12 protein-coding genes are annotated in these 12971 nt (G+C 72.4%); 4 read left to right on the top strand and 8 right to left on the bottom strand.

All coding sequences use genetic code 11. From position 1 onward, the window contains the following. Positions 1-203: 203 nt before the first annotated feature. The gene (locus RNL97_RS15795; protein WP_030585730.1) at positions 204-2318 is read right to left on the bottom strand and encodes a hypothetical protein; all 2115 of its coding nucleotides are present in this window, start codon (positions 2316-2318) and stop codon (positions 204-206) included. A 91-nt stretch (positions 2319-2409) separates the two neighbouring features. Then, complete coding sequence (locus RNL97_RS15790; RefSeq protein WP_030585728.1) at positions 2410-3063, bottom strand: hypothetical protein; 654 nt, start codon at positions 3061-3063, stop codon at positions 2410-2412. Positions 3064-3479: 416 nt separating this feature from the next. Between RNL97_RS15790 and RNL97_RS15785 the strand changes: the two genes are divergently transcribed. Continuing rightward, positions 3480-4553 (top strand): PucR family transcriptional regulator, encoded by a 1074-nt coding sequence (locus tag RNL97_RS15785; protein WP_243314378.1) that lies wholly within the window; start codon positions 3480-3482, stop codon positions 4551-4553. A gap of 34 nt (positions 4554-4587) precedes the next feature. Here RNL97_RS15785 and RNL97_RS15780 read toward each other — a convergent pair whose 3' ends face one another. After that, the gene (locus RNL97_RS15780; protein WP_030585724.1) at positions 4588-5043 is read right to left on the bottom strand and encodes a tellurite resistance TerB family protein; all 456 of its coding nucleotides are present in this window, start codon (positions 5041-5043) and stop codon (positions 4588-4590) included. Positions 5044-5236: 193 nt separating this feature from the next. On the opposite strand from RNL97_RS15780, the gene hemC reads away from it, so the two are divergent. Further along, entirely contained in the window at positions 5237-6169 is a 933-nt protein-coding gene (gene hemC / locus RNL97_RS15775; RefSeq protein WP_030585722.1) for a hydroxymethylbilane synthase, read from the top strand. 115 nt (positions 6170-6284) lie between these two features. On the opposite strand, the gene RNL97_RS15770 is transcribed toward hemC, so the two are convergent. The 3 genes from RNL97_RS15770 to RNL97_RS15760 form a co-directional block, all read right to left on the bottom strand. Continuing rightward, complete coding sequence (locus tag RNL97_RS15770; RefSeq protein ID WP_030585719.1) at positions 6285-7571, bottom strand: cation:proton antiporter; 1287 nt, start codon at positions 7569-7571, stop codon at positions 6285-6287. Positions 7572-7573: 2 nt separating this feature from the next. Next, positions 7574-8044: a cation:proton antiporter regulatory subunit gene (locus RNL97_RS15765; RefSeq protein ID WP_030076978.1), complete on the bottom strand. Its 471-nt coding sequence runs from the start codon at positions 8042-8044 to the stop codon at positions 7574-7576. 64 nt (positions 8045-8108) lie between these two features. Next, positions 8109-8666, bottom strand: a complete 558-nt coding sequence (locus RNL97_RS15760; RefSeq protein WP_030585714.1) for a flavoprotein — start codon at positions 8664-8666, stop codon at positions 8109-8111. Between the two features lie 159 nt (positions 8667-8825). Between RNL97_RS15760 and RNL97_RS15755 the strand changes: the two genes are divergently transcribed. Next, on the top strand, positions 8826-9470 hold the full coding sequence (locus tag RNL97_RS15755) for a dihydrofolate reductase family protein (protein WP_243314376.1): 645 nt from the start codon (positions 8826-8828) through the stop codon (positions 9468-9470). A 103-nt stretch (positions 9471-9573) separates the two neighbouring features. Here RNL97_RS15755 and RNL97_RS15750 read toward each other — a convergent pair whose 3' ends face one another. Further along, on the bottom strand, positions 9574-10683 hold the full coding sequence (locus RNL97_RS15750) for a cobalt-precorrin-5B (C(1))-methyltransferase (RefSeq protein WP_030585710.1): 1110 nt from the start codon (positions 10681-10683) through the stop codon (positions 9574-9576). 17 nt (positions 10684-10700) lie between these two features. Here RNL97_RS15750 and RNL97_RS15745 point away from each other — a divergent pair, with 17 nt between their 5' ends. Beyond that, positions 10701-11471: a cobalt-precorrin-6A reductase gene (locus RNL97_RS15745; protein ID WP_030585707.1), complete on the top strand. Its 771-nt coding sequence runs from the start codon at positions 10701-10703 to the stop codon at positions 11469-11471. Here RNL97_RS15745 and RNL97_RS15740 read toward each other — a convergent pair. Further along, a complete protein-coding gene (locus RNL97_RS15740) occupies positions 11456-12970 on the bottom strand; it encodes a precorrin-2 C(20)-methyltransferase (protein ID WP_030585704.1) in 1515 nt (504 codons plus the stop codon). The genes RNL97_RS15745 and RNL97_RS15740 overlap by 16 nt on opposite strands. Position 12971: the final 1 nt, after the last annotated feature.

The following is a 12971-nucleotide window of genomic DNA, read 5'->3' as shown; positions in this document are numbered from 1 at the left end:
GACCCGGAGGGCCCGCCCTGCCGGACGGACCAGGCCCTGGTGCGCCCACCCCCGTGGGACGCACGCCCAGACCTTCCGGCCCCGGCCCAAGGGCTCCGTCCTCAAGCGTCGGACGGGCTGCAACGGCGGCCCGCTCCCCCTCCGGCCGAGGGGCCCTCTTCAGGCGCCGGACGGGCCGCAACGGGTGCGGTGGCGCGGGCGGCCTACCCCTTCGCGCCGGCCCCGTTCAGCGACACCGCGGGAGCAACCTTCGTACCGGCCACCGAACCCACCGGCAGATCCGCGAGCCCCAGTTCCTTCGCCGCCGCCAGCAACTGCTCCACCTGGCCCGGGGCCGCACCCGACGACCCCATCAGCCGCATCAGCAGCGCCGACACCGTCAGGTTCCGCACATCACCCGTGGAGACCGACCCCAGCACCCGGCTCAGGTCGTCCGTGAAGGACGACGAACCGTCCAGCCACGGCCCCGCCAGCGCCTGCGCCGTCCGCGAGTTGTCCACGAACCCGTCCACCGCCTTGCCGAGCGAGACCGACGACACGAGCCGGTCGAAGAAGACGGACTCCCCGCCGACGATGTCGATGTCGGCGTTCTCCAGGCCCGCCGCCAGGACCGTCGCCTGCGCCTCGGCCACCTGCCGCTGCACCTCCAGCCCCGCCAGCCGGATCTCCTTCTCCGCGTCGAGCCGCAGGCGGTACTCCTCGTGCGTACGGGACGTCTCGTCCAGCGCCGCCATCGCGGCCGCCTTCTCCGTGAGCCCCGCGGCCTCCGCCTTCAGCTTCTCGCCGATGACCGCCGCGTCGGCGGTCGCCCTCGCCTGCGTACCCTCGGCCTCCGCGAGCGCCTTGAGCCGCGCGCCCTCCGCCTCGGCCCTGAGCCGGGCCGCCGTCGCCTCGGCCTCCGCGAGACCGGCCTTCTCGGTGACGTCCGCCTCCGCGTCCCGCACCTGTACGGCGGCGAGGCCGGGCGCGGCCGTCTCGGCCTGGACGCCCTCGGCCAGCCGCAGCTTGGCCTGCGCGTCGAGGTCCGCGGTCTTGAGCCGCGCCTCGGCGAGCGTGAGCTGCTCGGCCGCCAGGTGCGCGGACGCCGCCTCCGCGGCCTCGGCCGCCTTGATGTCCTTGACCAGCTTCTCCTGGGCCTCCGCCTCGGCCGCGATGATGACCGACCTGCGGGCCCGCTCGGCGTCCTCGACGGCGCGCAGGGTGAGGATCGACTCCTCCTGCTCGGCGACCGTGCGGTCCACCGCGATCCGCTCCCGGATGACGTCGGCGACCTCGCGCCGCTCGGCCTCGACCTCCTTCGTGGCCGCGATCCGGTTCAGCTCGGTCTCGCGCTCGCGCCCGATGACCTCCAGCATCCGGTCCTTCTCGATGCGCTCGCTCTCGACGGCGATGACCCGCTCGCGGTTCTTCTGCGCGACGGCGATCTCCCGCGCCTGGTTCTCGCGCTGGATGCCGAGCTGCTCCTCGGTCCTGATGAACGCGGTCTGCGCGCCGAGCCGCTCCTCCTCCTGGACCCGGGCGGTGGCCGCCTCCTCGCGGGCCTTCAGGCTCTCGACCTCGCGGCGCTGCTTGATCTCCGCCTCGGCCTGCCGGCGCTCCAGCTCCAGGATCGTCTCGCGGGCGTCGACGTCCTGCCGGGTGATCTCCTTCTGCTCGGTGCGCTGGAACTCGTTGGTGCGCACGTGCTCGATCGCCGTCAGTTCGGTGATCTTCCGGATGCCCTGCGCGTCCAGGATGTTGGAGCCGTCGAGCTGCGACATCGGGGTCTGCTCAAGGAAGTCGATCGCGGCGTCGTCGAGGTGGTAGCCGTTCAGGTCGGTGCCGATGACCTGGATGATCCGGTCCCGGAACTCCTCGCGCTTGGTGTACAGGTCGACGAAGTCGAGCTGCTTGCCGACCGTCTTGAGGGCCTCGGAGAACTTCGCCGCGAAGAACTCCTGGATGGCGGCCTTGTCACTCGCCCGCTGCGTACCGATGGACTGCGCGACCTTGATGACGTCCTCGACCGTCTTGTTGACCCGGACGAAGAAGGTGATCTGGATGTCGGCGCGGATGTTGTCCTGGCAGATCAGCCCCTCGCGCCCGGCGCGGTGGATCTCGATCTTCTTCACCGAGATGTCCATCGTCTCGGCCTTGTGGAGCACGGGCAGGACGACGGCACCGGTGAAGGTCACGTCGACCTTCTTGGTCTTGGAGATGATCAGCGCCTTGCCCTGCTCGACCTTGCGGAACAGCCGGGTGACGACGAAGGCGATGGCGATGACGATGAGCAGGACAACGGCGACGAGCACGCCGATGCCCAAGGAGATGGCATCCATAGAAGAGTCCTTGGCGGCTGGTGGGTACGCGGAAGTGGCACAGCGAAGCGGCGTGGCCGCCCGGCGGTCATGGAGACGGGGCGGACGAACGTCAGCCGTTCGGGCCCGGATCAAGCGCGGCGTCGTAGGACGAGACCCAGAAGAACTCGCCGTCCCCGTCGTACGCGTAGAGGAGCCCGGTGGAGCCCATGGCGAGCGGCGCGTCCTCGGGGCCCGGCCCCGAGGGCCGGGAGGGGGACGGGAAGGGCTCCGCCCGGCGGACCTGCACGATGGCGGTGGACCCGTCGCGCGAGACGACCTCGGCCTGGCCGAACGTCGCGGTGACGGCGCCGGTGCGGATCGTGCAGACGCTCCCGACGAAGTCCAGCCGGGATGGCGGAGGTTCCGCCGGGAAGAACCGGCGGAAGCGGTGGACGAGGAGGCGGACGACCGCCCAGGCGAGCAGGAGCGAGCCGGCGAGCACGGCGACCGCGAGCACGGCTCGGGCAGCGCTGCCGGTGTCGCTCCGGCGGAGCAGGACCGTGCCGGTCAGGCTCCCGGACCAGGCGAAGACGGTCAGCAGGGAGACCGAGACGGAGACCGGGACCCCGCCGAGGCCGGCCGGACCGGTGTCGAGGTCGGTGTCGAAGGAGTCGTGGCCGGCGGCCCCGGCGAGCACCAGCAGCCAGAAGCAGATGACGACCACCAGGGCGGCACCGAAGATGACGGCGGGGAATCCGATCGCCGCGCTCAGGAACTCGTCCATCGATCCCACCCCCCTGCGGTTCGGCGCACAGGCCCTGAGGCGTGCGTTTCCGTGATCCGGTACGGGGAAGGCGAGCGGCCGGCTGATGAGCGCCCGACCGACGGGTGCCCGGTCCGCGGGCGGTCAGGCGGTCCGCGGGCGGCGGGGCCCGGCAACCGCGGCGTGGTCGTGATCTGCCGCAGCGGCCGGGTCGTTCCCCCTGCTCCCCCCGGGGCCCCGGGTACTTCCCTCGGGTCCCCGCCTACCTCCCCCGTGTGCTTCCCCCGTGTTGTTGCTGACCTGATCCTGTCATCCGGGACCGGCCCGACGCATTGCCGGATCCCGGCAATCTTTACGCTTTGCCCATGCCGGTCACCGGCACCTCCCCACACCCGTTGGGGAAATGACAGGTCTGTTGCAGGGCTGAAGGGGAGCGCGTGGCCGAGCCGAGGATTCCCGAGGAAATGCTGGGCGATTATGCCCACATCCTGGGCGAAGTCGCCCTCACCGGGAGACGTCTGACCCGTGACGAACTGGAGGAGCGCCGCGCTCTGGGCCGTGCGGCGGCGGACGCGGGCCATCAGCTACGGGCCCTGGTGACGATGCATCTGGCGCGGACCCGTGAAGCCTGGCCCCGGACCGCTGCCGGAAACTCCCCCGCCGTCACCGATGCCGTCCTGGCCGCGGTGGAGCAGGCGGTCGACGCGTTCGCCGAGGGCTTCGAGCGGGCCCAACGCCTCACCGTACGGCGGGAGGAGGCCGCGCGCCGGGAGTTCATCGACGACCTGCTCTACGGGCGCAGCGACCTGGTCCGGCTCGCGGAGCGGGCGACCCGCTTCGGCCTGCGGCTTTCCCGGGCGCACGCCGTCGCGGTGGCGTCGGGCCCGGAGGCGTACACCGAGACGGACGCGGTACCGCGCAGTGTGGAGGCAGCGCTGCTGGCGCGGTTCAGCGGGCGCAAGATCCTGCTGACGACGAAGGACGGCCGGATCGTCTGCATCGCGCCGGGCAGCCAGCCCGACGTCCTGCGGTACTTCGCCAAGCAGGCGCACGCGGCGACGGACGGCGGGCAGGTGGCGGTCGGCCGCCCGCACAAGGGGCCCGGTGGGGTGGTCCACTCGTACGACGAGGCGCTCGAAGCCCTCGATCTGGCGGACCGGATGGGGATGGACGACCCCGTGCTGTACGCCTCGGACCTCCTGGTCTACCCCGTGCTGACGCGGGACCGGCAGGCGATGGCGGATCTGGTGCGCAGTGAGCTGGGTCCGCTCCAGAAGGCGAGGGGCGGCGCGGAACCGCTGCTGAACACGCTGGCGGTCTACTTCGACGCGGGCTGCGTCGCCGCCGAGACCGCCCGCAGGCTGGCGCTGAGCGTGCGGGCGCTGACATACCGCCTGGAGCGCATCCACCAGTTGACCGGGTCGGACCCCTCGGACCCGATGCACCGGTACAGCCTGCAGACTGCGGTCATCGGCGCCCGGCTGCTGGACTGGCCGGCCAAGGAGCTGTGACACCCTGACCGGCCGGTGACCCACGGACGGACCGCTACAGGTCGAACTCGTGCGGCGGCAGGTCGAGCGCGAAGCACGCCTCCCGTACCACGGCCTGCTCGGTCGCGTCGAAGTCGCCGTCGGCGCCGCCGATGACGATGCCGATCTGGATCACGGCACGGGCCTCAGCCGGCTTCTTCCTCGCCTTGGCGATCTCCTGGACCACGCCGACCTTGCCGAGCGCGAAATCGGCGGTGAGCTGGTCGACGTAGGCGTTGAAGCGCCGCTGGAGGTCGTCGGCGGGGAAGTTCCGAAGGACGTCGTTGGACGCGATGAGCGCCGCGACGCGCTGGCGCTCGGACGGGTCGACGGAACCGTCGGCGGCGGCGACCAGGGCGCACATGGCCATGCTCGCGTCCCGGAACGACCCCGACTTCAGCTCGTTCTTCTTCGCCTCCAACTGCGTCTGCATCGACGACGCGGACTCCTTGATGCGATCCCACAGAGCCATGACATCTCCCTACGTTGCGGTACGAAGCCGGGACTGAGGCAACAACTCTACAGACGTGTAGAGAATACAGGCGAACGCCGACCCGGGCGGTCTCGTACATCTGACCGACGTGCAACACCCGTCACCGGAGCGGGACATGGCAGCCGAGTCGTCCGGTCGAGGGGTGGGGGGCCGACCCTCTATCGTGGGCGCCATGTCCGCCGATCCGATCCGCATCGTGTCCCGCGACTCCCCGATGGCGCTCGCTCAAGTGGAGCGCGTCCGAGCCAAGTTGGCGACAGTCCACCCCGGCGTCCGCACCGAGGTCGTCCCGGTCCGGACGACCGGCGACAAGTGGATGGGCGATCTCGGCGCGGTCGAGGGCAAGGGCGCCTTCACCAAGGAGGTCGACCAGGCGCTCCTCGCCGGGGACGCGGATCTGGCGGTGCACTGCGTCAAGGACATCCCCGCGGACCGGCCCCTGCCCGCGGGCACGGTCTTCGCCGCCTTCCTCCGGCGCGACGACATCCGCGACGCCCTGATCCACCCCGGTGGCCTGCCCCTCGACGAACTCCCCGCCGGGACCCGGATCGGAACCTCGTCCGTACGCCGCTCCGCGCAGCTCGCCGCGTCCCACCCGCACCTCGACTGCGTACCGATGCGCGGCAACGCCAACCGCCGGCTGGAGAAGCTGGCGGGGGGCGACGCCGATGCGCTGCTCCTGGCGGTGTCCGGTCTGGAGCGCATCGACCGCACGGACGTGATCAGCGAGATCCTGTCGCCCGAGGTGATGTGCCCGCCGATCGGTGCGGGGGTCCTCGCTCTCCAGTGCCGCGAGGGCGACGACGCGGTCATCGGCGTCGTGAGCGGCCTCGGCGACCCGGCGGCGTACCGCGAGACGATTGCCGAGAGGATGTTCCTGCATGTGCTGCAGGGCCACTGCAACAGCCCGATCGCCGGGTACGCGCAGGTCGAACGGAACGGCGACCTCTCGCTGCGGGCGAAGGTGTTCACGCCCGACGGCAAGACCGTGTTGAACGCGCACGAATGGGCGGGCCCGCTGGACCCGGCCACCCTGGGCACGTCCGTAGCGGTCGCGCTCCTGCGGCAGGGAGCACGGGAACTGATCGACGGCATCGCCCACTGAGACGTGCACACGGACTGATCAGCGGGCTGCTCCGTACGACGGCCGAGCCCCCGGGCACGGGAGACGTGTCCGGGGGCTCGGTCGTGGTCCGCGCGGATCAGCGGCAGGCCGGCGCCTACTCGTGCTTCTCGCCCGCCGGTTCCGGGGTGAGGTCGTCGTGCGAGCCCAGCCGGCGCTCGGGGGCCGACTTCGCGGCGGGCTCGGCCTCCGCGCCGCTCACGCTTACGGTCTTGCCGCCGCCGCCACCGCCGCGCCGGGCCTCGATCTTCGCGGCGACGGGCTGTGTCCACCGGGCGGTGAGCGGGCCGACGATGACGAGGATCAGGACGTACGCGGTGGCGATGGGGCCGATGCGCGGCTCGGTGGCCACGGCCAGACCGGCGATGACGATGGAGAACTCGCCGCGCGCCACGAGGGTGCCGCCCGCACGCCAGCGACCGCGCGAGCCGACTCCGGCGCGGCGGGCCGCGTAGTAGCCGGTGCCGATCTTGGTGAAGGTGGTGACGATGGCCAGCAGGGCCGCGGGCAGCAGCACCGGCGGGATGTCGGCCGGGTTCGTGGAGAGCCCGAAGAAGACGAAGAACACGGCGGCGAACAGGTCCCGCAGCGGGGTGAGCAGCTTGCGGGCGCCCTCGGCGACCTCACCGGAGAGCGCGATGCCGACGAGGAACGCGCCGACGGCGGCGGACACCTGGAGCTGCTGGGCGACACCGGCGACCAGGACGGTGAGGCCGAGGACGACCAGGAGCAGCATCTCCGGGTTGTCGGAGGAGACCGCGCGGCTGATCAGACGGCCGTGGCGGAGCGCCAGGTAGAGGACGAGCCCGACGGCCCCGAGCGCGATGACGAGCGCGAGGCTGCCGCCGGCCAGGCCGACCCCGGCGAGCATGGCGGTGAGCAGCGGCAGGTAGATCGCCATCGCCAGGTCCTCCATGACGAGGACGCCGAGGACGACCGGGGTTTCACGGTTGCCGAGCCGGCCGAGGTCGGTCATGACCTTGGCGATCACCCCGGAGGAGGAGATCCAGGTGACACCGGCGAGCGCGACGGCGCCCACGGGTCCCCAGCCGAGGATCAGGGCGGCGACGGCGCCGGGTGTCGCGTTGAGGACGAAGTCGACCGCGCCGGAGGGGTATTGCGTCTTGAGGCTGGTGACCAGCTCGGACGCGCTGTATTCGAGGCCCAGCAGGAGGAGCAGCAGGATGACGCCGATCTCGGCGCCCACCATGGTGAACTCCTCGCTCGCGTCGAGCGGGATCAGCCCACCGTGTCCGAACGCCAGCCCGGCGAGCAGGTACAGGGGGATGGGGGAGAGCCCTATCCGCCCGGCGAACCGCCCCACGAGGCCCAGCCCGAGGATGACGGCCCCCAGCTCCACCAGCAACGCAGTCGTGTCATGCACGGTCAGCCCTCCGCAATGATCTCGGAGAGCGCGTCGACGCCCTCACGCGTACCGACGGCGACGAGCGTGTCCCCGATGGCCAGTCGAAAATCCGGTTCCGGCGACGGGTGCGCGCTGTGGGTGCGCAGCACCGCGACGATGGACGCCCCGGTCCGGGTCCGTGCCCGCGTCTCCCCCAGCAGCCGCCCGCCGTACGGGGAGCGGGACCCGAGCGGGATGTGCTCGGTGACGAGGTCGATGCCCTCGGTCCGTACGGCGTCGATGGGCGCCGGATCGATGAGGTGCGCGAGAGCGGTGGCCTCGGTCGTCGTCAGGGGGACGGAGAGTTGGCACGAATCAGGATCGTCCTGTTCGTAGAAGCCGATGAACCGGCGTCCGTCGTGATGGACGACGACCGAAATGTGCTGTCCGGTCTCGGTCGTGAAGTCGTACTGAGCACCCACTCCGGGCAGCGACGTACGGCGGGTTCCCATGGCTTCCTCCCGAGACGTGCGCCGGCGGACGCGCACTTGGTGATCTCTTTATCCGCCCATTACTTTATCGGGCGGCCGAATCCGGTCCTCGGGCGAGCAGTTCCAGAGCCTCCTCCCAGGGGAAGTCGGCGGTGTCACCGGACTTGGGGGTGCGGGGTGCGCGGGTGCTGATCCTGACCCCCATGCCCCGCAGCCTGGCCAGGCTCTCGGTGTACGCGGGGTGCTGGGCGAGGAGGGAGTTGACGGCCGGGAGTACGGCGGTGGGCACGCCGAGCCCGTACGCCTCGCAGAGGATGCCGAGCGCCAGGGTGTCCGCGATCCCGGCGGCCCACTTGTTGATGGTGTTGAACGTGGCGGGCGCGACGGCGATGGCGTCCGGGTCCGGGAACGGGCGGGGGTCGCCCGGGGCGCGCCAGCCGGAGCGGATCGGATACCCGGTCCGCGCCTCGACGGCCGCCGCGTCGAGGAAGCCCAGCCCCTGCGGGGTGGCGACGACGCCGACGTCCCAGCCGGCGTCCTGCGCCGCGACGAAGAGCCGGTCGACGTCACGGACGACGCCGGCCGCGCAGACGACGACGTACAGGAACGGCTTCTGGCCCGGCCGGTCGCGCTGATCGCTCATGGGCTCCCCTGTTGATCGCTGAGTCGGTGCGGCTCAGCAGCGTACGGGCGGCGGACGGCGATAGTGGGGGAGAGGCCCGCGGACACGACCGGAACCGATGAGTTGAGGCGGCGCCCCCGGTCTACCCACTCAGACCGCCAGGGGACACAGGAGGACGGCATGGCTCAACTGCTGCGAGTTCAGAACTTCACGGTGTCGAGTGACGGCATCGCCGCCGGTGAGGACCAGACGCTGGAGCGGCCGTTCGGCCACGTCGACCCGGGCCGGCTCTTCTCCTGGGCGGGAGCCACGGCGAGTTGGCCGAACCGTACGGAACCGGGCGGAAGCCGGGGCCTGGACGACTACTTCACACGGGACTTCGCGCGGAACATCGGGGCGGAGATCATGGGCCGCAACAAGTTCGGCCCGCAGCGGGGCCCATGGGAGAACCACGAATGGCAGGGCTGGTGGGGCGACGAACCCCCCTTCCACACACCGGTGTTCGTGATGACCCACCACACGCGCCCCTCCTTCGCGCTCTCCGACACCACGTTCCACTTCGTCGACGCCGACCCGGTGACGGTGCTGGAGCGGGCGCGGGAAGCGGCGGGCGGCAAGGACGTCCGGCTCGGCGGCGGCGTCACCACGATCCGCGAGTTCCTCGACGCCGGCCTGATCGACACCCTCCACGTGGCGGTCGCCCCGGTGAAGCTGGGCACGGGCCTGAGCCTGTGGGACTCACCGGACGACCTCCGCGACCGGTACCACCTGGACGTCGTCCCGAGCCCGAGCGGCGTGACGCACCACCTGTTCTGGCGGAAGTGACGTAGGCAGGGCCGGAGTGGGGCGGTGGTTGAGCGGGCCGGCTCCCCCTCCTCCCACCGGCCCAGCAGCGTTCGCACCGTCGTCGTGCTCGTGGTGGGGCCGACTACCCCCGCCCCACCACCACCCCCGCCCGGTCGACGCACAGCACGTCCACCGCGACCGGCGCGCCCCGCAGCACCGTCAGGGCTTCCGCGCGGGCGCGGGCCGCCACCAGGTCGCCCAGGGGGACGCCCGCCGCCTCGCACAGGCGCAGCGCCTCCAGGCCCGTGTTGGCGGTGGCGATCCGCAACGCCAGCTCCTCGTCCGCGCCGCCCAGGCGGGCCAGGTCGGCCAGGAAGGCTCGGTCCACCTGGGAGCGGCCCGAGTGGAGGTCCAAGTGGCCCGCCGCGAGCTTGGAGAGCTTGGCGAAACCGCCGCAGATGGTGAGGCGGTCCACCGGATGGCGGCGTACGTACTTCAGCACCGCGCCCGCGAAGTCCCCCATGTCCAGGAGGGCGATGTCGGGCAGGTCGTACTCCGCGCGCACCGTCCGTTCCGACGTCGATCCCGTGCAGCCCGCCACATGCGTCAGGCCCGCCGCCCGCGCCACGTCCACGCCCCGGCGGATCGAGTCGATCCAGGCCGAGCAGGAGTAGGGGACGACCACCCCGGTCGTGCCGAGGATCGACAGGCCGCCGACGATCCCGAGGCGGCCGTTCCACGTCGAGCGGGCGATCTCCTCGCCGTGGTCGACCGACACCGTGATCTCCACGTCGCCCGCCGCACCGTGCTCCGCCGCCACCCGCTCCACGTGCTCCCGCATCAGCCGGCGCGGCACCGGGTTCACCGCGGGCTCGCCGACGTCCAGCGGCAGACCGGGGAGCGTCACCGTACCCACGCCCGGGCCCGCCCGGAACACCACGCCGGAGCCGGGCGGCAGCCTCCGTACGGTCGACCTCACGAGCGCCCCGTGCGTCACGTCCGGGTCGTCGCCCGCGTCCTTCACCACCCCGGCGCTCGCCGCGTCCGCTGTCAGCTCCTCCACGGCCAGCGCGAACGCCGGTGTCTGGCCCTTCGGCAGCGTGATGGACACCGGATCCGGGAAATCGCCGGTCAGCAGCGCCGTGTACGCGGCCGTCGTCGCCGCCGTCGCACAGGCGCCGGTCGTCCAGCCGGGGCGCAGACCGGTGTGCTTGAGTTGTGCACTGCGACCGCCCTGCGCCTCAGCGTTCATGAGAAGAGTCCGTTCCGATGCCTGTGCCTGCTGCCGTGCATGTTCTCGTTCTGGGGGGTACGACCGAGGCGCGCCGGCTCGCCGAGAGCCTGGCCGGTGACCGGAGCGTCCGGGTCACCACCTCGCTCGCCGGTCGCGTCGCCGCACCCCGGCTGCCGCCCGGTGAGGTCCGCGTCGGCGGGTTCGGGGGGCCCGAGGGGCTCGCAGCCTGGGTCCGTGAGCACCGGGTCGACGCCCTCATCGACGCCACCCACCCCTTCGCCGCCGCCATGAGCCGGAACGCGGCCGAGGCCGCCGCTCTGGCCCATGTTCCCCTCCTCGCCCTCCGCCGCCCCGGCTGGGTCGCCCAGGACGGTGACCTCTGGCACTCCACCGCATCGCTGGCCGAGGCCGCCGAGCTGCTGCCCGCACTCGGCGAGCGGGTCTTCCTCACCACCGGCCGGATGGGGCTCGCCGCCTTCTCCGGGGCGGGCCTGGACGCGCTGTGGTTCCTCGTGCGGTCCGTCGACGCGCCGGCGCCGCCCGGCCCGGCCCGGATGGAGGTGCTCCTCGACCGGGGGCCGTTCGGCCTCGACGGCGAGCGGGAGATCATCCGGCGTCACCGCATCGACGTCCTCGTCACGAAGGACAGCGGCGGGGACGCCACCGCCCCCAAGCTCACCGCCGCCCGCGAAGCCGGGATCCCGGTCGTGGTCGTCCGGCGGCCACCGGTACCGGAAGGGGTGCCGGTGGCCCGTACGCCCGACGAGGCCGTGCGGTGGGTGGCGCAGCTCTACGCCTCCGGGTAGCGGCGCGGCGTCCAGACGACGCCCCGACCGTCCTCGCCCCGCTTCACCCACCGCGTCTGCGACGAGCCCACGATCAGCAGCGTCCGCATGTCCACCTCCGCCGGGTCGACGTCGGCCAGCCGCACCGTACGGACGGACTCCGCCGGCCCGCCCACATCCCGCGCCAGCACCACCGGGGTGTCCGGCGAGCGGTGCTCCAGGAGCAGGTCGCGGGCCTGGCCGACCTGCCACGTACGGGACTTGGAGCCCGGGTTGTACAGGGCCAGCACCAGGTCCGCCGAGGCCGCCGCGCGGAGCCGCTCCGCGATGACCTCCCACGGCTTGAGCCGGTCCGAGAGGGAGATCGTGGCGTAGTCGTGGCCGAGCGGCGCCCCCGCGCGGGCGGCGGCGGCGTTGGCCGCGGTGACGCCGGGCAGCACGCGGACCGGGATGTCCGCGTACGCGTCCTGCGAGGCCACCTCCAGAACCGCCGTCGCCATCGCGAAGACCCCGGGGTCGCCGCCCGAGACCACCGCGACCCGGTGGCCCCGCCGGGCCAGGTCCAGCGCGAACTCCGCCCGCTCCGACTCCACCTTGTTGTCCGAGCCGTGCCGCGCCTGACCGGGGCGGACCGGTACCCGGTCCAGGTAGGTGGTGTAGCCGACCACGTCGTCCGCCGCCGCCAGCGCGCCCCGCGTCTGTGGCGTCAGCCACAGCGGGCCCGCCGGGCCGGTGCCGACCACGACCACTTCGCCGGAGGCCGAAGGGGCGGGGCGCGGCGCGTCGACCCGGCTCGGCAGCACCGCCACGGAGAAGTACGGAACCGACTCCGGTTCGATGTCCGCCAGTTCGCCCGTACGCTCCCCGGCCATCGTGGCCCGCTCCACGTACCGCGCTTCCGGCAGCCGGCCCGATGCCTCGAACGCCCCGCGGACCGCCGGGAACGTGCGCCCCAGCTTCATCACGACCGCCGTGTCCGTGGCGGCGAGACGGGCCGTCAGCTCCTCCTCCGGCAGCGTGCCGGGCAGGATCGTGAGGATCTCCTCGCCCTCGACGAGGGGGGTGCCGAGCCGGGCGGCGGCCGCACTGACGGAGGTGACGCCGGGGATGACCTCGGTCGCGTACCGGTCCGCCAGGCGCTTGTGCATGTGCATGTACGAGCCGTAGAACATCGGGTCGCCCTCGGCGAGCACCGCGACCGTGCGGCCCGCGTCCAGATGGGCCGCGAGACGCGCCGCGGCCTTCTCGTAGAACTCCTCCAACGCGCCCCGGTAGCCGCCCGGGTGGTCCGTGGTCTCCGTCGTGACGGGGTAGACCAGGGCCTCCTCGATGTGGTCGGGCCGCAGGTGCGCGGCGGCGATGGAGCGCGCGATCGAGCGGCCGTGCCGGGCGCTGTGGTACGCGACGACGTCCGCCTCGCCGATGGCCTGGACGGCCCGCAGGGTCATCAGGTTCGGGTCGCCGGGGCCGAGCCCGACACCGTAGAGCCTGCCGCTGCCGTTTCCGCTGATCTCGCTCACC

Origin of the sequence: Streptomyces parvus (genome assembly GCF_032121415.1) — a bacterium.
Taxonomy (GTDB): Bacteria; Actinomycetota; Actinomycetes; order Streptomycetales; family Streptomycetaceae; genus Streptomyces; species Streptomyces globisporus_A.
This window is presented reverse-complemented; position numbering and strand designations above follow the sequence as displayed.